The organism is Actinomadura sp. NPDC048394 (assembly GCF_040651755.1).
Classification (GTDB): Bacteria; Actinomycetota; Actinomycetes; order Streptosporangiales; family Streptosporangiaceae; genus Spirillospora; species Spirillospora montaniterrae.
The window spans coordinates 1-21,301 of sequence record NZ_JBEZJL010000050.1 but is presented as its reverse complement, the minus strand read 5'-3'; the positions used below and the strand labels follow the sequence as shown (position 1 = coordinate 21,301).

The following is a 21,301-nucleotide window of genomic DNA, read 5'->3' as shown; positions in this document are numbered from 1 at the left end:
TCAGCCCTCGCCCCGCCGCGTCGGCACCGTCTCGTCCTTGCGGGTCGTCGGGGTCTCGGCCCCGCGCGTCCGGACGGTCTTGGTGGACCGGGTGTCGAGCGTCATCTCGTCGGCCTTGTCGACGTCGCGCTTCAGCCGGACGGTCCCGGTGGCGGGGTCGACGACGTCCACGACGCGCCGCAGCAGCGCGGTGATCTCCTCGTTGCCGGCCTGGTCGGCGAGCACGACCGCGCGGCCGAGCCGGGCGGTGGCGGTGTCGACGTCGCCCTTCCCGCGGGCCTCCAGGCCCTCCTGGATGGCCTGCGCCAGCTCCGCCTGCCCGGTGTAGTCCGCGACCCGCGGGTTGATCTTGGTGGAGAGGGCCTCGTCGTCCGTCCACTGCGCGAGCACGTTCCCGGTCGCGAGGACCTGCGCCTCCTCGCCGGGGGCGCCCGGCACGACCAGCTTCACCCAGGCGGCGCGGACCTCCTTGCCGACCTCGCCGGGCGGCACCTCGACGCAGACGTGGTAGTCGCGGCTCTCGGCGCCCCACGCGCCGAGCGGGTAGTCGCCGGCCTGCGCCGCCGACTCCGTCCGCTTGCCGGTGAGGTCGTCCACCGACGGCATCACCTGCTTGACGAACCTCAGCGTCGCGGTCTTCGGCGTCCACACCCGCAGCGCCACGTCCGCGACGGCCTTGCCCATCGCCGCCTCCGTCATCGCCCGGAAGTCGGCGGCGAGGTCGTTGGTGTCGCGGATGAACTCGACGCTGCCGAGCAGCGCGGACGCGATCCGGCGCAGCTCGGCGACCTCCCAGTCGGTGCCGATGCCGCGGCAGTCGCAGACGAACCGGCCCGCGCAGCGCGCCAGCGCGGCGTTGAGCTGCTCGGGCGTCTCGTGCTGGTTCTTGCCGTCGGTCAGCAGGATCGCCTGCCGGATCGCGCCCGGCCGGGCGTCGAAGATCTGGTCGGCGAGCCGCAGCCACGACCCGATCGCGGTGCCCCCGGACGCCTTCAGCCTCTTCAGCTCCTGCTTGGCGCGCTGCCGGGTGCCGTCCGTCGCCTTGACGAGGCCGGGCTGCTGCGGGAACACCATCGACGCCGAGTTGGAGCCGGAGACGATCGCGAACTCGACGCCGTCGCGCAGCGTGTCCACCGCGGTCTGCGCGGCGGCGACCGCGGCGCGCAGCTTGCTGTCGGGGTACGACATCGAGCCCGAGGTGTCGATGATGATCACCACGGCGGCGTCCACCGCGGCCGGCGACGGCAGCGCCGGGCCGGTCGCCTCGACGGACACGATGGCGTGCACCTCGCGGCCGCCCGCGGGCAGGTACTTGTTCTGGTCGACCTTGATCGTGAATTGCGGCTGCTCGCTCATCGGTGCTGCTCCGTGCTCTCGGGGTGCGTGCGCGGGGGGACTGGGGGAGAGGGGAAGGGGATGACCGCGACGGTGATGTTGTCGCGCCCGCCGGCGTCGAGGGCGTGCCGGACGAGCGTCCGCGCGGCGCCGAGCGGGTCGGCGGCCGGGTCGGGCCGCTCGCCGCCCGCCGGTTCGCCCTCCGGTCCTCCTCCGGCGCCGCCCTCCGGGGCTTCGCTCGTCGCGGCCGCGGGTTCTTGCGCGGGTTCTTGCGCGGGTTCCGCGGGGCCGCCTCCCGGGCCGCCGAGGAGGGACGCCAGGTCGGCGGCGGCCGGGAAGTAGTTCCACAGGCCGTCGCTGCACACCAGCAGCGTGCCGGGGCCGGTCGGGCGGAACGTCGCGACGTGCGGCCGGACCTCGCCCGCGTCGGCGCCCAGCCACGCGGTGATGACGTGCGCGTTCGGGTGCGCCTCCGCCTCCGCCTCGGTCAGCGCGCCCTGCGCCACCATGATCGCGGCCCACGAGTCGTCCTCGGTGAGCTGCCGGGACGCGCCCAGCTCGGCCATGTCGCCGGTGCTCGGCTCGGTGTCGCCGGTGGCGGGCTCGGTGTCGTCGGGGCCGAGGCCGTCCGGCCGCGTCGCGTCCGGCCGGGTGTCCTCCCGGCCGGTCTCGGCCGTCCCGCCGCCGTCGGCGGACAGCCAGTAGGCGCGGCTGTCGCCCACCCAGCCGACGGTCAGGGCCCCGCCGCGCGTCACCGCCGACACGTACGTGCACGACGGCGCCTCCGACGGCGACGCGGCGAGCGCGGCGACCGCGCCGGCCGCCTTCAGCGCGGCGGAGCGGGTCGCGTCCTCGGGGTCGCGGCCCGCGTCCAGCAGCGCCGCCAGCTCGGCGGCGGCGGTGTCGGCCGCCGTGCGGGACGCCTCGTCCGGACGCTGCGACGAGCCGACCCCGTCCGACACGACCGCGACGACGCCGGCGGCGTGCGCGGCGAGGGCGAGCGCGTCCTCGTTGCGGCTGTAGCGCTTGCCGCGGTCGCTGGCGCCCGCGGCCACCAGCGCGCCGGACCCGTTCGCGTCCGCCCCGGCGGCTGGAAGCCCGATCTCGATGTGGTCGCGTTCGGCGGGCTGGCGCAGGCCGCAGCGCTCGCAGTAGCCGTCCGCGTCGATCGCCGCGCCGCCGCACTCCGGGCACGGCCGGGCCCCGGACGCCGCGGCCCGCCGCCGGGCGAGCGAGGCGGAGCTCTGCCGGATCGTCGCCCCCTCCCGGGGCGCCGCGCTCTCCCCGGGCTCCCCGGGCGGCGGATCACCGAGCTTGTGGCCGCAGTTCTCGCAGAACACGTAGCCCGGGTAGACGATCTCCCTGCACACCGGGCAGGTCGGTTCGGCGGGCTTGGCCGCGGCCGTGCCGTCGGCGGTGCCGTGAGCGGGGTCGGCGGTGGGGTCGTCGGTCACAGCAGCGTCCTCGGGCGTACGGCGTTGGCGGAGTCGATGAGCAGGCGGGACTCGCCGCGGTCGCGGGAGCGGCGGGCCAGCTCCCGGTACGTGCGCTCCAGCCGCCGCCGCAGCGGCGTCTCGGCGAGCGGCGCGCCCATCAGCGCACCGCCCCGCGCGCCGTTGCCGGACCCGGCGGGCAGCCAGTCGAGCGCGGCCTCCAGGATCTCGGCGGCGAGCCGGTCGTGCCGCTCGTCGTCCAGGTCCAGGGCGTCCAGCCGCTCGCCCGCCGCGACCAGCTCGGCCGCCGTCAGGTCCGCGGGCGGGCGGCCCCGCACGGCCGTCGCGACCGCCGCGATCTGCGCGGGCACGTACCGGATGGAGATCTTCGGCACCGCGTCCAGCGCCCGCACCGCCGCCGCGCGGCGGCCCGCGGCCAGATGCACCCGGGCCAGCCCGAACGCCGCCGTGAGGTAGCCGTGGTCGGTCCGCCACACCAGCTCGAACAGCCGGACGGCCTCGTCCGGCTCGGAGTGCTCGCGGCAGTACGCGAGGCCGAGCTTCGGCGCCGCCTCGCCCGGCAGCAGCCCGTACAGCCGGTCGAAGCGCGGCTCGGCCTCGGCGACCCTGCCCTCGGCGAGCAGCGCCACGGCGCGGAACCAGTCCACCCGCCAGTCGCCGGGAAGGCTCTGCGCGAGCCCGTCCAGCAGCGCCGACGCCTCGTCCGCCCGGCCCGTCTCGATCTTGACGCGGGCGAGCGCCAGCATCACCTCGGGGGTGCGCTCCGGCGCGTTCTCCAGCACCGGGCCGAGCTGCTCGTCGTCCAGCGCGGTCAGCCCCGCGAGGAACGCGGCGGCCGGGTCGGAGCCGTCCACCAGCGGCACCGGCAGCGCGCCCGCCGCGAGCGGCGGCGGGACGGGCGGCAGCGCGGACTCGGCCGCGAGGTCGCCCGCCATCCACGGGTCGAAGCGCTCCGGCCCGAACAGCGCGGACGGCGCGGGACGCGGCGCGCCCTCCTCGGCGGCGAGCACCTCCCGCAGCACGCCGGTGAGCTGCTCCGCCATCTCCGCCGCGTCCTGGAACCGCTCCTTGGGCTCCCTGTGCGTCGCCCGGCGCAGGAACCGGTCGTAGGACTCGAACTCCCGGAGCAGCGGCACCTCGTCCCGCGGCGGCAGGCTCTCGGCATAGGCCCGGGTGTAGCCCTTGAACGGGAAGCTCAGCACCGCCAGCGCCCGCCCGACCGTGTACAGGTCGGAGCTGACCGACGGGCCGGCGTCGGCGATCTCCGGCGCCTGGTAGCCGATCGTGCCGTAGATGGCGCCGTCCGGGTCGTCCAGCCGCCGGACGCCGCCGAGGTCGATGAGCTTCAGCTCCTCCTCGGACTGGATGACGTTGTCCGGCTTGAAGTCGCAGTAGACCAGCCCGTTGGCGTGCAGGTAGTCGAACGCGCGCAGGACCTCGAGGGCGTAGGCGATGGCCTGGGGGAGCGGCAGGTGCTTCTCGCCGGCGGGCTGCGGCTGCTCCAGCAGGATGTCCTTGAGGGACTGCCCGCCGACGTACTGCATGACGATGTAGTCGTCGCCCTGGTGCTCGACGAAGTTGTAGATCTTGACGATGTTGGGGTGGTCGACGGCGGCGAGGTAGGCGCGCTCGGCCTCCGCCGCGATCCGGGCGTCGGCGTCGCCGGTGTCCAGCAGGCCCTTGAGCACCACCCACCGGTTGCTGACCCGCTCGTCCTGCGCCAGGTAGATCCAGCCGAGGCCGCCGTGCGCGATGCAGCCGAGCACCCGGTACTGGTTGGCGACCAGGTCGCCGGCCGCGAGCTTCGGCGTGAAGGAGAACCCGGTACCGCACTTCGGGCAGAACCCCTCGGTGCGGCCCGGCCGGTCGGGGCGGCCGCGCCCGACGGGCTCGCCGCAGTTGGAGCAGTACCGCTTGCTCTCCGCGACCTGCGGGTCGCTCATCACCGCCGACGACGGGTCCCGGTACGGGACGCGCGGCACCTCGACGAGCCCGGCGCCGAGCATCCCGCGCCGCCCGGACGACCGCGACGAGCCGGTGCGGGTGCTGCCCGTCCGGGTCGTCCCGCTCGTCCCGGTGGAGGCGGACGGCTGGTCCGGGGGCGAGCCGCACTCGTCACAGTAGCCGTCGACGATCGTGCCGGAGCAGCCGGGCTGGCGGCACTTGTCATCGGGCGGGGCGGACGGCCCCTGCGCCGAGGGCGTCGAGGTGGCCGGGGCGGCCGGGGCGGCCGGGGCGGCGGCGGAGCCGCATTCGTCGCAGTAGCCGTCGACGATGGTGCCGGAGCAGCCCGGCTGGGTGCAGGCGTCCGGCGCGCCGGACCCGGACGCGGGCGAACCGGACGTGGGGGACGGGCTCGGCGAGGCGGGCGGCATGCCGCATATGACGCAGTAACCGTCCTCGATGGTTCCGCCGCAGCCCGCCGCGGTGCACTGGCTCAACGTTGCGCTCCCTTCGCCCGCGAGGTGATGGCCTGCTGGTATCCCGACAGCGTCACGGTCGCCTCGCGCAGGTCGCAGGGCGAGGTCCAGAGCAGCTCGCGGGCCCGCTCGTAGATCGCGGCGAGTTCGGCGTCCTCGGCCCCGCCGAGGCGGGCGGCCTTCGCCCGGTAGGCCTCCAGCCGCCCGCGCAGCTCCTCGCGCCGGTCCAGCAGGCCGCGGATCACCTCGACGTCCCGGCGGGCCTGGTCCAGCGCGGCGTTCATCGCGCGTTCCAGGTCCGCGACCCGGCCGGCGAGGTCGTTCCAGCCGCCGGCGCGCGCCGCCGTGCCGTGCGGGGGGCGCCCGACGGCCGCGAGCCGGTCGGCGAGCGTGGCGGACATGTCCGGCAGGTCGGGCAGGACCGGGGAGGCGATCTTCGCGAGCACCTCGTCGCGGGCGCGGCGCGCCTCCGCCTCGGCGCCGCGCAGCGCGTCGAGCACGGTCGCGATCCCGGCGATCCGGTCGGCGAACCCGTCGCGCAGCCGGCGCGCCTCCTCCAGGCCGCGGCGCACGTCCGCGAGCGCGGTGCGCAGCGCGTCCAGGCGGCCGGTGTCGGCGCGACCGCCCTTGGCCAGCGCCAACGGATCACCGCGCACGACCGCGGCGACGGCCTCCAGCTCTGCGGTCAGCCGCTCCAGGTCGGGGTCCGTCCCGCCGAGCGAGGCCAGGAGGCCGGCAGCGGCGCGCTGCTCCTCCTCGACCTCGGCGAGCCGGGACAGCAGCGCCGACCAGACGGCGTCGAGCGCGGCGACGGTCTTGGCGACGTCCTCGTACAGCGGCGTCATCCGCGCGACGACCGCCTGCAGCGTCAGCCTCTCGCCGGACGGGCCGGCCAGCAGCGTCCGGCGCTCCAGCGGGACCTCCTCGGCCGGCAGTTCGACCGACGGCCCGGCCAGCAGCCGGGTCAGCTCGGCGAGCTGCGCCCGGTCCGGCCGCGAGTGCCGGGCGCGCAGCCGCTCCGCCTCGCCGAGCGTGCGGCCGTAGTGGTCGAACAGCGCCCAGATCTCCGCCATCCGCGCCCGGACCTCGGCCTGCACGCGCCGCGTCCTCCCGTCGAGCGCGGCGCCGTCCAGCAGCTGGTAGCCCTGGTGCCCCTCGAGGTCGAGGAGCGCCGTGCTGATGCGCTCCTTCTCATCGCGCAGGTGTGCCAGCGCCCGGTCCGCCCCGTCCCGGTCCAAGGGGGGACGGCCCGCCCACGCGTCGTTCACCGCCCGTCCACGATCATGTGTTCGCCCCCGATTCCCCCGAATAGAGCACGTTTTGGGCACAGTGTTCACCATGCACCGTGGGCATCTCAAGCGAGCCCGCGATCGGGGCGCGCCGTGCCGCCCGCCCTGCGTCAGGTGACGCTTTCCGGGCGTTCCGGCCACTGCGAAATGTCAGTGTTCGAACGTATGATCGAACCATGGCGAACGTTGCGACGCACCTTCGGACCACCCCCGCGCACGACGCGGCCGGCACCGTCCTCGATCACACCGTGCTCACCGCCGCCGAGATCGCGGCCCTCGCGCTCTCGCTCGCGCACCTCGGCGCCGGCCCGCAGGCCGCCACCGCCCGCCGCGCCCTGCGCACCCTCCTCGACCCGGCCGGCCACGACGACGTCGTCGCCGCGACCCTGGCCACCCTCACCGCGCCCCTGGACGCCTCCACCGCCGACCGCGCCCGCGTGATCGCCGCGGCCATCACCGAGCACCGCGTCGTCCGGCTCTGCTACGGCGACGCCGGCGCGAACGTGACGATCCGCGAGGTGGAGCCCGTCACCTGCCTCGTCCACCGCGACCACTGGTACCTCGTCGGCTGGTGCCGCATGCGGCGCGGCGTCCGCGCCTTCCGCTTCGACCGGATCCTCGCCGTCGAGTCCACCGGCCTGCCCTCGCGTCCCCGCCGCGCCGACCGCTACCTGCCGTTCCAGCGCCGGGCCGCGCACGCGGCCTGACGCGGGCCCGGGCGGGCGCCGCCGCTAGCCCAGGGCGCGGCGCCCGCCCCGCACGGCCTGCCCGAGCAGGCGGCCGGCCGTGCGGGCCACCCGGCCCGCCGGCGTGCGCGACGGGTCGTCGCGCTGCTCGGCGCGCAGCCCGAGGATGATCTCCTCGACGGCCTTGCGGGTCAGGTCGCGCACCTCGGTGACCGCCCGGTCGTCGTCGGCGCGGCCGGCCCACAGCGCCGTGTCGATCGGCTCGCCGAAGCCGAAGTAGAGCCGCTGCGGGCGCGGGATCGGCGTCGGCCCGACGCCGCGCGACACCGGCATCAGCACGTCGTCGCGCATGCCGCGCTCGCCGAGGACGGCGCGGCCGAGCAGCCGGGCCGGGGCGAGCAGCGGGCTGCCCGGGTCCAGCACGGTGGTGAACATCTCCTCCACCCCCACCGACCCGAACGGGATGATCGGGCAGCCCGCCTCCACGGCGAGGCGCGCGAAGCCCAGGCGGCCCTCCCACTGCAGGCGGTACCGGTCGGCGCGGTCGCGCGTCGCCTCCCGCGCGCCCCCGGGGAACACCACGACCATCTGCCCGTCCCGCAGCAGGGCGCGGCAGTTGTCGCGCGTCCCGTCGACCGAGCCGCCCATGTCCATCACGGTCCGCCAGCCCGGGATCCGCCAATGCGCGTGGTCGGCCAGCGACCGCACCCACACCCCGCGCCGCCGGTGGATCTCGAAGAAGATCAGCGGCGCGTCGACCACCCCGTACACCGTGTGGTTCCCGACCAGCAGCGCCGGACCCGTCTCGGGCACGTTCTCCATGCCGTGGAAGACGGGCGAGGTGTACGCGCGCCACGGCTCGAGCGCCAGGCTCGCGGCGCGGATCAGCGCGCCGGACGGCGGGGTCCAGTCGAGTGGGGAGGCCATGGCGCCGATCGTAAGGCAGGCCGACCCGCGCTCCTGACCCGAGGGTCAGTGCACGCTTACAGAATCGGCGCGTAGAACGAGTCGACCGCCGGCTGCCCGGTGTAGTTCGGACCGGCCTGGTCGTCGGCGCCCAGGTAGCGGTAGGGGAGCCGCACCTCCCGCCGCCCCCGCAGGGAGATCCGGGCGGCCCGCGCCAGGACGCGCAGCTTGTCGCCGACGTAGTGCAGCCCGTGCACGCACGTGATCAGGTCGTACGGCTCGTCCGGCGCCCACTCCGCGACGGACGCGGTGACGAGCCGCACGGCCCTCGCCGCGGGCAGGAAGTGGCCGGTCAGGTCGACGCCCGTGATGCGCGCGTCCGGACGTTGCCCGGCTGCCTCCGCCAGCGCCCGTCCCGCGCCGCAGCACAGGTCCAGCCAGGCGCCGCCGAGCTCGGTGAGCACGTCGATCCCGAGCTCCCGCCCGTACGACCTCAGCGTGCGCTCCCGGTTCATGGCGCAGTTGGCCACCACCGGAGACCTTTCCAGCGTCATGTCGTCCAGCCGCCGTTCCATGCCGGGATTCTGGCACCGCGCGCTGTCCGGCGACGGAGTGCGCGCGGAGAACTACCATTGCGGCGGTGAGCGCGCGGGACGTCCTTGAGCATCTGCAGCGGCTCGGCATGTCCGGATACGAGGCGAAGGCGTACGTCGCCCTCGTCGGGGCGGGCAGGCCGGTCAACGGGTACGAGGTGGCGAAGCGCTCCGGGGTCCCGCGCAGCACCGTCTACGAGACGCTCGGCAAGCTGGTGGCGCGGGGCGCCGCCTACGAGCTGCGGGGATCGTCCGACGCGACCGAGTACCTGCCGCTGCCGCCCGAGGCGCTCCTCGACCGGATGCGGCGGGAGTTCGACGGGTCGGTCGCCGTGCTGCGGTCGGCGCTGCCGGCCGTGGCGGCGGCCCCGGAAGGGCACCTGATCCACGGGCTGAAGGACGCCGAGGCCATGCTGGACCGGGCCGAGGACGTGATCGCCGGGGCCCGGCGCGGCCTGGTCATGTCGGTGTGGCCGGAGGAGATGGCGCGGCTGCGGGAGGCCGTCGTCGACGCCGCCGGACGGGACGTCGAGGTGTCGGTGGTCTCGTTCGGCGAGGATCCGTTCGGCGGGGACGGGACGGGTGCCGTCTACCGGCACCGGTACTCCGCGCCCGAGGCCGTCCTGGAGGATCTCGGGTACCGGCTCCTGGTGGTCGTCGGGGACCGGCGGGAGGCCGTCGTCGGCGGGTTCGGCGAGGGCGCGGCGTGGGGGATCTACACGGCGGACCCGGCGGTCGCGCTGATGGCGGCCGAGTACGTGCGGCAGGACATCGCCCTGCAGATCCTCGCGGACCGGGTCGGCGCCGAGGAGATCGACCGGCTGTTCGCCACCGATCCGGGACTCCTGCGCCTCCTCGGCCGCTCCTGACCCCGCGTTCAGGCGGTGGTGTGGCCGACGGCGTCGGCGACGACGGCGGTCACGTCGCGGGTGCGGGCGTACACGGCGCGCTGCAGCTGGGCGCCGTTGCCGCGCTCCAGGAGGCCGTGCAGCAGCCGGGTGGCGGTCTCCAGGTCGCCCGCGCGGTCGAGCGCCGGGCCGAGATGCTCCAGCAGCGCGCGGACCACCTCGTGGACGGGAGCCGCGCGGCGGGTCGCGGGATGCACGAGGTCCTCGCGCAGCCCGGACCGTCCGGCCCGCCACATCGCCAGCCGCATCAGGTCGGCGCGGACGGGGTCGGGCGGCTCGCCGGCGTGCCACGACTCGGCGGCGGTGTCGACCATGGCGCGGACGAGGGCGGCCATGAGCACCGCGTCGTCGGCGCGCATGCACACGTCGGGGACGCGGATCTCCACGGTGGGGTAGCGGCGGGACAGCCGCGCGTCGTAGTAGATCATCCCCTCGTCGACGAGCGCGCCGGTGGCCAGCAGCGCCTCGACGGTCGCGCGGTAGGCCTTCGCGGAGCCGAACAGCTCGGTCGGGCCGCTGGACGGCCACCGCCCCCACACCTGGTGCCGCCAGCTGTCGTAGCCGGTGTCGGCGCCCTGCCAGAACGGGGAGTTGGCGCTGAGCGCGAGCAGCGGCGGCAGCCAGGGCCGGATCCGGTCGAGGACGGCGACGCCCTCGTCCGGCGACGCGACGCCCACGTGGACGTGGCAGCCGCAGGTGAGCTGCTCGTCGGCGGTGGGCCCGTAGGTGTCCGACATGCGCCGGTAGCGGTGCGACGGGGACAGCGACGGGCGGACGGTGACCGGGGAGGTCGCGAGGGCGGCGACCGTGATGCCGACGCCCGCCGCGGCCTGCGCCGCCGCCTGCCGCGCCGACCTGACGTGCGCGGAGACCTCGTCGAGGGTGCTGCAAACCGGGGTGCAGATCTCCAACTGCTCGCGCTGAAGTTCGCATTCCAGCGGTTCGGACCGCCGGCCGCCGTTGAACAGGACTTCGGCGTGCCGGCGGGCGTACTGGACGACGGAGCCGGAGACGGCCTGCGGCACGCCGCTGACGGGGTCGACGAGGAGCAGCTCCTCTTCCACCCCGAAGGTGCGCATACCCACCGAACTGCGAAGTGTCACTAGATGGTTGTGCCCTCAGCGCACTGAAGTACCTCCTCCGGGTGACACCCGGACGGCCGGAGGCGGCGTGAAGCGGCCAGGGGAGCGGGCTAGCGGACGGCCCCGGGTTCCGCTTCCGCGAGGACGATGATGAACGAGGCCGTGACCATGACCGGACCGCGGTCCAGATGGTCCAGCCAGCGGCGGGCGGCGTCCCGGTCCAGGTGGCCCGCGTCGACGGCGCGGCCGGTGTTGCGGCGCAGCCCGAACACGTGTTCGGCCGTGGCCGGGTCGCGGAACACCGGCGCCGCGTTCAGCACCGACCGGACCGCGAACCCGGCCGCCTCCGCCAGCCGCGGGACCTGCCGCCCCATCGCCCGGTTCCGGTTGCCGTTCTCGGCGACGAACCGGGTGAACGCGAGGCTCGTCTCCAGGTCGGGATGGTCGATCGCGAGGGTGTCCCAGTCGGGTTCGGCGAGCGCCAGCAGCCCGCCCGGCCGCAGGACGCGGCGGAGCTCGCCGAGGGCGCGGGACGGGTCGTCCAGGTGCATCATCACCCGGTCCATCCGGGCCCGGTCCACGGCGCCCGCGTCCAGGGGGAGGGCGTGCGCGTCGGCCCGCTCCACCCGGACGCGGGGCAGGTCCGCGGTGCGGCGGCGCGCCTCGTCCGCCATGGCCGGGTCGTGGTCGACGCCGATCACGGTGCCGGACGGCCCGGCCGCGGACGCGAGGGCGGCCAGGTCGGTGCCGGGACCGCAGCCGACGTCCAGCACCGTGTGTCCGGGCTCGATGGCGAGGGCCTCCAGCATGTGGCGCTTGTAGGCGCCGGCCACGTCCGTCGCGGCGACCCGGTCGAGGTAGTCGATGCTCGCTGCCATGCGGTGATCAAACCAGCCGGATGTGGAGGGAGTGTGCGCTCACGGTGCGAGCCATGTGCGCAGCAGCGCGCCGGTCTCCTCCAGGCGGTCGATGTAGAGCATGTGGCCGGACTCGATCTCGCTGATCGTCAGCCCGGGGCCGAGGGCGGCGCGGCAGTCCACGACGAACTCCGGCCGCACCAGGTCGGCGAGCGTCGCGATCACCAGGTGGGTGGGCAGGTCGGCGGGCGGCGGGACGTGCGGGCGCGCCATCTCCGAGTACGCCGTCACGATCGCGGCCGGCTCGTACCGCCAGCGGGTGCGCCCGTCCGGGCCGTGCTCCAGGTGCTCGCCGACCTCGTCGTTCACGGTCTCCTCGGACGCCAGGGACCAGCGCGCCACCAGCGACGCCCGCGCCTCGACGGCGTCCGCGAACGACACCGCGGCCATGTATCCGCGGGCGTTCCGCGCGGCCTCCGCCGGGTCGAGGCCGATCGCCGGGTCCAGCAGGACGAGCCGCCGCACCCGGTGCGGCGCGGTCCGCGCCAGATGCACCGCGATCATGCCGCCGTAGGAGTGCCCGACGAGGTCGGCCTGGTCGAGGCCCTCGGCGTCCATGACCGCGAGGACGTCCTCGACGTGCTGCTCGACGCCCCACGGCGGCTCGTGCGGGGAGCGGCCGTGCCCGCGCAGGTCGGGCGCGAGGGTGTACCGGTCCGCGAGGTGCCGCTCGGCCGTCCGCCGCCACCGGGCCCCGTGCCCCGTGACGCCGTGCAGGGCGACCAGCGGCGCCCCCGATGGATCTCCGTACCGATGAACATGCAACGCCGCGTCCGTCATGCTGGAAAGCGTAAACGCGGAGTAAGCCCCGGGCTCCCCGTTCGCCGATCGGCCGCCGCCGATCTCCGGCGCCCCGCGCCGGTCAGGAGCGTTCCCAGCGGACGGAGCTGAGCGCGAGCAGCGCGACGTGGAAGGACACGCACGACTCGACGTCGTCGAGGTCGGCGTCGAGGACCCGCTCGATGCGGCGGAGCCGCTCGTAGAAGGCCGGGCGCGACAGGTGGGCCTGCTGCGCCGCGACGGCCTTGTTCCGCCCGGATTCGAGGTACAGCTCCAGGATGCGGGTGAGGTCGCTGCCGCGCTGCGCGTCGTACTCCAGCAGCGGGCCGAGTTCCCGCTCGACGAACGTCTGGACGCGGGCGTCGTCGCGCAGCAGGTGCAGCAGGCCGCGCAGCCGCAGGTCGGGCAGCCGGTAGAACAGCCGGCCGCCGGAGCCGCGGGCGGCGACGTCGGCGACCTGCTCGGCCTCCAGGAACGAGCGGCGGACGTCCCGGATCGTCTCCACGACGGACCCGGCGGCCATCACGGTGTCGCCGCCGGACTGCTTGCGGATCCGGGTGGCGACGTCGGTGAGCGCGGTCTCGGCGTCCGCGCGGGCGGGCAGCGAGGCCAGCACGCCGACCCGGGCCTGCGGGCCGCCCTCGTCCAGCACGCCGACGAGGGCGGGCAGGCGGGCGTCCTTGCAGGCGGCGGCCGCCGTCTCGGCGAGCGCCGACAGCTCCCCGACGGGCGGCGCCGACCCCCGCGCCGCGTGCGCGGACCCGCGGTGCCGCAGCACCGCGCCGAGCAGCCGCCGACCGGACAGCGGCACGCCGAGCGCGCGGGCGCGGGCGGCGGCCTCCTGCGGGTCGGAGTAGGCGTGCGCGAGGATCCGGGCGATGATCGTCCCGTGCGCCTGCCGCTCGACGCTCTCGGCGTGCCGGTCCAGCAGCCGGCCGAGCGCGAGGGTGGTCGCGGCCCGCTCGATCAGCACGGTCTCCCGCGGCGACGGCGGCGAGCCGAGCACGATGATCAGCCGGCCCCAGTCCTCGCCGCGGGCGCCGACCGTGGTGACGAGCCAGCCGGACGCGGTGTCGTAGCCGGTGCGGGTCCGCGGCCGGACGGCGCGCGAGCGGGTCTCCCACGCCGACAGCAGCTCGGCGGGGTCGCGGCCGTCGGCGTCGGCGGCCAGCACCCGGTGCGACAGGTTCTCCAGCACGACCGGGTGCCCGCCGATCGCGGCGACCTGCCGGACGACCTCGTCGGTGGAGGCGCCCTCCACCGACAGCTGGGTGAAGATCTCGTGCAGCTGCTCGGAGGCGCGCAGCTCGGCGAACTGCTCCTGGACGATCCGGGCGTGCACGGACTCGGTGATGTCGACGAACGCCGGCTCGTGCGCCAGCACGACCACCGGGAGGCCGAGGTCCTCGGCGGCGGCGACCAGCGCGGCGGGCGGGCGGCTGGCGTACCGCCGGCCGAGCTCGATCATCAGGCCGCTGACGCCGACCTCGGCGAGGTCGGCGATGTAGGCGCGCAGCCGGTCCGGCTCGTCGGGCAGCGCGATGCCGGTGGTGAGCACCAGCTCGCCGCCGTGCAGCAGGTGCGCGATGTCGGTGACCTCGGCGACGTGCACCCAGCGGACGAGGTTGCCGGTTCGGTCGGCGCCGGCGACGACGCGCGGCTGCCCGCGGCGGACCGCGTCGAGCTGGAGGACGTCGTCGAGTGTGGGCAGCATCGCCCGCGATGATATCCGACAGGCTGTCAACGGGGATGACCATGAGGTTTACAGGGTGTAGGCGGCAGGGGGAGGCGTCCGGGGACGCCGCGTTCCACTCCGTCAACCGGCGGGCCGGTGTCGTGACACTCTGCCGCTGGCCCCGCGGTTCCGCCGGAACGAGACTTGGGCCATGTCGGAACACGCGAACCTGCTCCGGCGCCACAGGGCGGTCATGCCGTCCTGGATGGCGCTCAACTACCAGGACCCCATCGAGATCGTCGGCGGCAAGGGAAACCGCGTGACCGACGCCGAGGGCGAGACCTACCTCGACTTCTTCACGGGCATCCTCACCAACATGATCGGGTACGACGTGCCCGAGGTGCGGGAGGCGGTGGAGCGGCAGCTCGCCACCGGCGTCGTGCACACCTCCACCGCCTACCTGCTGCGCGGCCAGGTCGAGCTGGCGGAGAAGATCGCCCGGCTGTCCGGCATCCCGGACGCGAAGGTGTTCTTCGCCAACTCCGGCACCGAGGCCAACGAGACGGCGCTGCTGCTGGCGGCGTACGCGCGGCGCAGCGACCAGGTCCTCGCGATGCGGCAGAGCTACCACGGCCGCTCGTTCGGCGCGACCGGCATCACCGGCAACCGGGCCTGGACGAACCTGTCCTACTCGCCGCTGAACGTGCACTTCCTGCACGGCGCCGACCGCCACCTCCCGCAGTTCGCCGGCATGTCCGACGAGGCGTACATCGACGCGTGCGTGCAGGACCTGCGGCACGTCCTCGCGACCGCGACCGGCGGCGACGTCGCCGCGCTGATCGCGGAGCCGATCCAGGGCGTCGGCGGCTTCACGATGGCGCCGGACGGCCTGTTCGCCGCCTACAAGGAGGTCCTCGACGAGGCGGGCATCCTGTTCATCTCCGACGAGGTGCAGACCGCGTGGGGACGGACCGGCCAGGGCTTCTGGGGCATCGACAACCACGGTGTGACGCCCGACATGATGACGTTCGCCAAGGGCCTCGGGAACGGGTTCGCGGTCGGCGGCGTCGTCGCGCGCGGCGACCTGATGGACGCCCTGCACGCCGTCGGGCTCTCCACATTCGGCGGGAACCCGATCTCGATGGCGGCGGCGAACGCCACCCTCGACTACGTCCTGGACCACGACCTGCAGGCCAACGCCGCCAAGCAGGGCACGACGATCATCAGGGGCCTGCGGGAGGCGTCGGCGCGGTTCCCGGTCGTCAAGGACGTCCGCGGCAAGGGCCTGATGTTCGCGATCGAGCTCGCGGACCCGGAGACCGGCGAGCCGAGCCCGCCGCTGGCCGCCGCGCTGATGGAGGCGGCCCGCGAGCGGGGGCTGCTGGTCGGCAAGGGCGGCCTGTACGGCAACGTGGTGCGCATGGCCCCGCCCCTCACCCTGACCGACGCCGAGGCCCTCGAAGGGCTCGGCATCCTGATCGCCTCGCTGGAGTCCGTGACCGAGGACGCCGCCGCGAAGGCCGCGACCGGAAAGACCGCCTGATGACCGACGCAGAGTCCCAGACCAAGCACATCACCCACTGGATCGGCGGCAAGCCGTTCGACGGGGACGCCGCCCGGCGCGGCGACGTCTACGAGCCCGCGACCGGACGCGTCGCCGGGCACGTCGACTTCGCGTCCGCCGCCGAGGTGGACGCGGCCGTCGCCGCCGCGAAGGCCGCGTTCCCCGGCTGGCGGGACGCGTCCCTGTCCAAGCGGACGTCCGTGCTGTTCCGGTTCCGCGAACTGGTCGCCGCGCACCGCGACGAGCTGGCCGCGCTGATCTCCGCCGAGCACGGCAAGGTGCTGTCGGACGCGGCGGGCGAGGTCGCGCGCGGCCTGGAGGTCGTGGAGTTCGCCTGCGGCATCCCGCACCTGCTCAAGGGCGGGTTCTCGGAGAACGTGTCCACGAAGGTGGACGCCTACTCGATCCTGCAGCCGCTCGGCGTCGTCGCCGGGATCACCCCGTTCAACTTCCCGGCGATGGTGCCGATGTGGATGTTCCCGGTGGCGATCGCGTGCGGGAACACGTTCGTGCTCAAGCCGTCGGAGAAGGACCCGTCGGCGTCGGTGCGGATCGCGGAGCTGTGGGCCGAGGCGGGCCTGCCGGACGGGGTGTTCAACGTCGTCCACGGCGACAAGGCCGCGGTGGACGGGCTGCTGCACCACCCGGACGTGAAGGCCGTCAGCTTCGTCGGCTCCACGCCGATCGCGCGGTACATCTACGAGACGGCGGCGGCGAACGGCAAGCGGGTGCAGGCGCTCGGCGGCGCGAAGAACCACATGCTGGTGCTGCCGGACGCCGACCTGGACCTCGCCGCGGACGCGGCGGTGTCGGCGGGCTTCGGCTCGGCGGGCGAGCGCTGCATGGCGATCTCCGTCGTGGTGGCCGTCGACCCGGTCGGCGACGAGCTGATGGCGAAGGTCCGCGAGCGGGTCGCGAAGCTCAAGATCGGCCCCGGCGACGACCCCGAGTCGGAGATGGGGCCGCTGGTCACCGAGGCGCACCGCGACAAGGTCGCCTCCTACCTCGACAGCGGCGTCGCGCAGGGCGCCACCCTCGCGATCGACGGCCGCGAGACGCCGGTGCTCGGCGGCGCGGGCGACGGCTTCTGGCTCGGCCCGACCGTCCTCGACCACGTCACCCCGGAGATGGACGCCTACAAGGACGAGATCTTCGGCCCGGTGCTCGCGGTCGTGCGGGCCGGCTCGTACGAGGAGGCCATGGAGCTGATCTCGGCGAACCCGTACGGCAACGGCACCGCGATCTTCACCAACGACGGCGGGGCCGCGCGCCGCTTCCAGAACGAGGTGGAGGTCGGCATGGTCGGGATCAACGTGCCGATCCCGGTGCCGATGGCGTACTACTCGTTCGGCGGCTGGAAGGACTCGCTGTTCGGCGACAGCCACGCGCACGGCATGGAGGGCGTGCACTTCTACACGCGCACCAAGGCCGTCACGGCACGCTGGCTCGATCCTTCTCACGGCGGCGTGAACCTCGGGTTCCCCACCAACGGCTGACGGCCCCCGCGCCCGCGCGATCCGTCTCCGCGTCCGAGCGATCGGCGTCGGCGTCCGTGCGATCGGCGTCCGCGCGGTCGGTCTCCGCACCGGCCGCGCGGGCGCGGACCGCCGACAGGCCGAGGCCCACCGCGAGGCAGGCGAACGGCACCGCGGGCACGACGTAGCGGTAGTCGAAGTCGGCGCTGGCGATGGGGAACAGCAGCAGCGTCGCCGCCGTCCCCCACACCATCAGGACCTCGCGGCGCCGCCCGCGGGCCGCCGCGACGGCGACGGCGCCGAGCCCGAACACGGCGCCGATCGCCGGTCCCGGCAGGAACCAGCGTTCCTGGTAGCCGATCATGCGGTTCGCGTACGGCTGGACGACCTCGCTCGGAGCGCCCGTCCGGCCGTACCGCATCGCGTCCGCGAGCACGGTGCCCGGCGCGCCGGGCCCGGAGGCGTAGGCGACACCGCTCGGGAACAGCTGCGGCCGGTCGGGGAAGTGGTAGAGCCGCTCGGTCGTCGAGTTCGGGTAGCGGTACCGGTGCGGGCTGAAGGCGCGCCCGACGCCCTCGCCGACCGCCTGCAGGTAGTCGCCGGGCTGCGCCAGGATCGCCCGGATGGAGAAGTCGCGCAGCGTGCTGTTCGCCTCCGGGGTCACCACGGGTGACATGAGCAGCCGGGGCGGGATGTCGCCGCGCCAGATCAGGCGGCCCGGCGCCTCGCGCCGCTCCTCGGCCCCCGGGGGCAGGCACAGGGCCGCCTCATCGGGCGGCGGGCGCATCTTCGCGCAGTCCGCGAACCCGGCCGTCCGCCCCCACAGGTAGATGCCGTCGGACGTGGTGAGCGCGTACGTGCCGCGCTCCGCGTGGAACCACAGCGCGTACGCGACGAGCGGGACCGCGGCGGCCGCGCCGAACGACAGCGCCGGACGCCACCCGCGCCGCCACAGCAGCAGGCAGACCAGCACGACCGGGACCAGCGGCGCGCCCGCCGACCGGACGAGCACCGCGTAGCCGAGGAGCAGGCCGGCGGCCAGGGCCGTCCACCACGGCGGGGCCCGCCCGTCGCGGACGCGCCAGAGCAGCAGCGTCAGCGCGCCCGCGATCAGGAACATGAACAGCGTCTCGGACATCAGCAGATGTTCGAGCTCGATCTGGTACGCGTCGTACAGCACGGGCAGCGTGACCAGGGCGGACGCCCAGGCGGGCAGCCCGGCACGGCACAGCACCGCGTACGCCATCACTGCGATCGCGAGGCCCATGAGGTGCTGGGCGACCACGACGGCGGTCAGGCTGTGCAGCGGCTCCAGCAGCCGCAGCACGAACGAGTACCCGAGCGTCTTGCTGGGCGCCGGCGCGGGCCGCAGCGCGTAGCCGACGTAGAAGTACGAGTCGCCGGTGAACCACAGGCCGTGCGGGTAGGCGAGCACCGCCGTCCAGCGCAGCGCGGCACCGCCCGCGAGCGCGAGAACGAACGGTGCGTGGCGGAGATACCGACGAAACGCCCAGATAGCATTAAATGGCGCAAAAAGCCTTGACGGCACGCGGGACCGCCTCGCGGTGCTCGATGTCGGAACGCTGGTCCGGCCACGCTAGCCGCGGCCGGTGACGCCGCGGTGAACGCGGGATTGCGGCCCGTGACCCGCCCCGGCCTCGCCCGGCGCGAACCGGCAGGCCGGGGCCGGTGTCCGGTACTTTCCCACGGCCGTGGATTTCCGTCGTTGATTTTCGTCCGGGCCCTGCCGACGAATAATGGCTCCACCCATTGACGCGCTCTGTGGCGGGCGACACAATCGCACTGTCAATTAAAAGGAGCGAAATTAAAAGTCAGGCTCCGGAGTCAGAACGGGATCCGGCGTTCCGGTGACCGGTGGGACGGGACGAGCAGGAGAGCCGCGCTATGACCGCTGACGACCATGCCGCGGAGGTCGACGCGCTCGGCCGTCGGTTCCCCGGCTGGACGATCTGGTTCGGGCCGTTCACCCGGCACTGGTGGGCGCTCCCGCCCCGCGAACGCGACCTCGGCGACTTCCTCGAGGCCGACACCCCGCAGACGCTCATCGCACGGATCGAGGTGGTCAAGCACACCGCACCCAGGCTTTCCCCCGACGACGGCCTCCGGCCGTCCCGCGACCCCCGGCAGAGCGCGCGGCGTCCCTCGAATCTCCTCCGTCTCGAGGGCGTCACACCGCCGCCGCTGCGCCGGGCGCCGGTGATCGCGTGGCCAGGCAGCACTGCAAGGTGATCCGCTGTTCCCCAACCTCGCCACGTCCACCGGCACCGCCGCGGCCCCGGGAAGGGCGGCAGCCCGCGCCACATCCCTCTCCAGCAACCTCCGTGTGGCGCGGACACCGGCACCCGCCGCCCTCCCGGGGCCGTGCCGTTCCGTATACGGACCGAAAATGATTTTATGAATGGTCCGGCATAGCCGGGCCGACCGGGCCGTTCGGATGGGCGTTCAGAGTCGCGATCTTCTGTAATACCCCCGCTTCGCGGCACGAGTCGGAAGAGCGGCCACCGGAAACCGTCGAATGGCTTGCCGGTGGCGCCCCGCACCCTCGCGAATGGCGGCGGGACCGCGTTCCCGCCGGCGACCCGGGCGGGGCGGGCACAGCCCCGCGGTGCCGGAGGCGCTACGCTGCGCCGATGGGTCCGTCCGCGACGGGGGACGGCCGCGGAGGGGATCGGGAGCGACATGCGGCGGAGGGCCGGCCGGCGGACGGGCGGCGGGAGGCTGGCGGCGCTGGCGGCGGCCGCGGTCGTGGCGGCCGCGGGCCTCGGGGCGTGCAGCGACGAGGACCCCCGGCCGATCGGCGTCGCGAAGGTGGCGAGCACCCTCGGCCCCGGTGAGGGCAGCCTCAACCTGCTCGCGCTGCCGGGCTCCGTGGAGAGCGGCACCACCGACCCGCGGGTGGACTGGGTCACCCCCTTCCAGGAGCGCACCGGCTGCAAGGTCGGCGTGAAGCTGGTCAAGACCCCGCAGGAGATGTACGACCTCATGCGCGACAAGGGCCGCCGCTACGACGGCGTCGCCGCGCCGCCGGAGGTCGCCGGCCGCCTCGTCGCCGAGGACCAGGTCACCGCGGTCAACACCAGCCTCGTGGACGGCTACAAGAAGCTGGAGCCGAAGCTGCGCGGCCTGCTGAAGCAGGACGGCAAGTACTACGGCGTCCCCTACGTCTGGGGCGCGAACCTCCTCATGTACGACACCCGGACGGTGCAGCCGCCGGCGAGCTGGTCCGCGCTGTTCGACCCCGAGCAGGCCCGCCGCTACTCCGGCAAGCTGATCGTGCGGGACAGCCCGCTGTCGATCGCGGAGGCCGCGCTCTACCTCAAGGGCCACGACCGCAAGCTCAAGATCGGCGACCCGTACTCGCTGTCACCCCGCCAGCTCGCCGCCGCCGGCCGCGTCCTCGCCCGGCAGCGCCCGCACGTGCTGAAGTACTGGGAGCAGCCCGCCGACGCGATCAGCGCGTTCGCCGGGGGAGCGGCCGTGCTCGGCGAGGCGGGCCCCTACCAGGTGGACGTGCTGGACCGCGCGGGCAAGCCCGTCCAGGCCGCCGAGCCGTCCGAGGGCCTCACCGGCTGGATGGACGCCTGGATGATCGGCGCCCGCGTCCAGCATCCGAACTGCATGTACCAGTGGCTGCAGTGGACGGCGTCCCCGGACGTCCAGCAGCAGGTGACCGAGTGGACGGGGGTGGCGCCCGCCAACCCGCAGGCGTGCTCGGGCGACCGCCTCCGCGCGGGCTTCTGCGGCGCCTTCCACGTCGGCGACCGCGACTACATCGACAAGATCATGTTCGCGCACGCCCCCACCCGCGTCTGCGGCGGCAAGTCCAAGAAGACCGACTGCACCGACTACGCCGAGTGGACCAAGACCTGGCTAGAGTCCACCAAGGCCTGAAGCGCCCAAGAGCCCCCAGCCCCCCCAACGCACCGAACCGCAACCGTACGCAGCGACCGCAGCCGCCTAACGCAACTACCCCAGATGTGCGCTGCGACCGCAGCCGCCCTGACGCGACCACCGCAGCCGTGCGCAGCAATCCGAGCCGCCCCAACGCGACCACCGCAGCTGTGCGCAGCGACCGCAGCTGCCCTAACGCAACTACCCCAGCCGTGCGCAGCGACCGCAGCCGCCCTAACGCGACAAGCTGAGCCCGCACGCGAGCGCGCTATCTGACCGCTGGGGGGCGAAGCCGAAGGCGAGCC

Annotated in this window: 17 protein-coding genes; 6 read left to right on the top strand and 11 right to left on the bottom strand. The window is 74.5% G+C overall.

What is annotated here, in order from left to right:
- The 4 genes from AB0C78_RS31820 to AB0C78_RS31805 form a co-directional block, all read right to left on the bottom strand.
- Complete coding sequence (locus AB0C78_RS31820; RefSeq protein ID WP_360755035.1) at window positions 1–1,356, bottom strand: VWA domain-containing protein; 1,356 nt, start codon at window positions 1,354–1,356, stop codon at window positions 1–3.
- Window positions 1,353–2,789, bottom strand: coding sequence for a protein phosphatase 2C domain-containing protein (locus AB0C78_RS31815; RefSeq protein ID WP_360755033.1), 1,437 nt, complete (start codon window positions 2,787–2,789; stop codon window positions 1,353–1,355). The genes AB0C78_RS31820 and AB0C78_RS31815 overlap by 4 nt, the downstream gene beginning before the upstream one ends.
- Window positions 2,786–5,164, bottom strand: coding sequence for a tetratricopeptide repeat protein (locus AB0C78_RS31810; RefSeq protein WP_360755155.1), 2,379 nt, complete (start codon window positions 5,162–5,164; stop codon window positions 2,786–2,788). The genes AB0C78_RS31815 and AB0C78_RS31810 overlap by 4 nt, the downstream gene beginning before the upstream one ends.
- Before the next feature lie 62 nt (window positions 5,165–5,226).
- Window positions 5,227–6,477, bottom strand: a complete 1,251-nt coding sequence (locus AB0C78_RS31805; protein WP_360755030.1) for a hypothetical protein — start codon at window positions 6,475–6,477, stop codon at window positions 5,227–5,229.
- Between the two features lie 197 nt (window positions 6,478–6,674).
- Here AB0C78_RS31805 and AB0C78_RS31800 point away from each other — a divergent pair, with 197 nt between their 5' ends.
- On the top strand, window positions 6,675–7,205 hold the full coding sequence (locus AB0C78_RS31800) for a WYL domain-containing protein (RefSeq protein ID WP_360755027.1): 531 nt from the start codon (window positions 6,675–6,677) through the stop codon (window positions 7,203–7,205).
- Window positions 7,206–7,229: 24 nt separating this feature from the next.
- Here the strand turns inward: AB0C78_RS31800 and AB0C78_RS31795 are convergent, their stop codons facing one another.
- Both AB0C78_RS31795 and AB0C78_RS31790 read right to left on the bottom strand, forming a co-directional pair.
- Window positions 7,230–8,111 carry a lysophospholipid acyltransferase family protein gene (locus AB0C78_RS31795; RefSeq protein WP_360755025.1) on the bottom strand — a complete coding sequence of 294 codons (882 nt, stop codon included), beginning with the start codon at window positions 8,109–8,111 and terminating at the stop codon, window positions 7,230–7,232.
- Window positions 8,112–8,167: 56 nt separating this feature from the next.
- Window positions 8,168–8,665: a class I SAM-dependent methyltransferase gene (locus AB0C78_RS31790; protein ID WP_360755022.1), complete on the bottom strand. Its 498-nt coding sequence runs from the start codon at window positions 8,663–8,665 to the stop codon at window positions 8,168–8,170.
- Window positions 8,666–8,730: 65 nt separating this feature from the next.
- Here AB0C78_RS31790 and AB0C78_RS31785 point away from each other — a divergent pair, with 65 nt between their 5' ends.
- A complete protein-coding gene (locus AB0C78_RS31785; protein WP_360755020.1) occupies window positions 8,731–9,552 on the top strand; it encodes a helix-turn-helix domain-containing protein in 822 nt (273 codons plus the stop codon).
- 8 nt (window positions 9,553–9,560) lie between these two features.
- On the opposite strand, the gene AB0C78_RS31780 is transcribed toward AB0C78_RS31785, so the two are convergent.
- The 4 genes from AB0C78_RS31780 to AB0C78_RS31765 all read right to left on the bottom strand — a co-directional run bounded on the left by AB0C78_RS31780 (window position 9,561) and on the right by AB0C78_RS31765 (window position 14,084).
- The gene (locus AB0C78_RS31780; protein ID WP_360755152.1) at window positions 9,561–10,670 is read right to left on the bottom strand and encodes a glutamate--cysteine ligase; all 1,110 of its coding nucleotides are present in this window, start codon (window positions 10,668–10,670) and stop codon (window positions 9,561–9,563) included.
- 113 nt (window positions 10,671–10,783) lie between these two features.
- Entirely contained in the window at window positions 10,784–11,551 is a 768-nt protein-coding gene (locus AB0C78_RS31775) for a methyltransferase domain-containing protein (RefSeq protein ID WP_360755017.1), read from the bottom strand.
- Window positions 11,552–11,590: 39 nt separating this feature from the next.
- Window positions 11,591–12,370, bottom strand: a complete 780-nt coding sequence (locus AB0C78_RS31770) for an alpha/beta hydrolase (protein ID WP_151545794.1) — start codon at window positions 12,368–12,370, stop codon at window positions 11,591–11,593.
- Between the two features lie 82 nt (window positions 12,371–12,452).
- On the bottom strand, window positions 12,453–14,084 hold the full coding sequence (locus AB0C78_RS31765; RefSeq protein ID WP_360755015.1) for a PucR family transcriptional regulator ligand-binding domain-containing protein: 1,632 nt from the start codon (window positions 14,082–14,084) through the stop codon (window positions 12,453–12,455).
- A gap of 172 nt (window positions 14,085–14,256) precedes the next feature.
- On the opposite strand from AB0C78_RS31765, the gene AB0C78_RS31760 reads away from it, so the two are divergent.
- Window positions 14,257–15,588, top strand: a complete 1,332-nt coding sequence (locus AB0C78_RS31760) for an aspartate aminotransferase family protein (protein WP_360755012.1) — start codon at window positions 14,257–14,259, stop codon at window positions 15,586–15,588.
- Window positions 15,588–17,105: a CoA-acylating methylmalonate-semialdehyde dehydrogenase gene (locus AB0C78_RS31755; RefSeq protein WP_360755009.1), complete on the top strand. Its 1,518-nt coding sequence runs from the start codon at window positions 15,588–15,590 to the stop codon at window positions 17,103–17,105. Before AB0C78_RS31760 ends, AB0C78_RS31755 begins: the two co-directional genes overlap by 1 nt.
- Here AB0C78_RS31755 and AB0C78_RS31750 read toward each other — a convergent pair.
- Window positions 17,041–18,519, bottom strand: coding sequence for a phospholipid carrier-dependent glycosyltransferase (locus AB0C78_RS31750; RefSeq protein ID WP_360755007.1), 1,479 nt, complete (start codon window positions 18,517–18,519; stop codon window positions 17,041–17,043). The genes AB0C78_RS31755 and AB0C78_RS31750 overlap by 65 nt on opposite strands.
- 470 nt (window positions 18,520–18,989) lie before the next feature.
- Here AB0C78_RS31750 and AB0C78_RS31745 point away from each other — a divergent pair, with 470 nt between their 5' ends.
- Both AB0C78_RS31745 and AB0C78_RS31740 read left to right on the top strand, forming a co-directional pair.
- A complete protein-coding gene (locus AB0C78_RS31745; protein WP_360755004.1) occupies window positions 18,990–19,334 on the top strand; it encodes a hypothetical protein in 345 nt (114 codons plus the stop codon).
- 450 nt (window positions 19,335–19,784) lie between these two features.
- The gene (locus AB0C78_RS31740; protein ID WP_360755002.1) at window positions 19,785–20,996 is read left to right on the top strand and encodes an extracellular solute-binding protein; all 1,212 of its coding nucleotides are present in this window, start codon (window positions 19,785–19,787) and stop codon (window positions 20,994–20,996) included.
- Window positions 20,997–21,301: the final 305 nt, after the last annotated feature.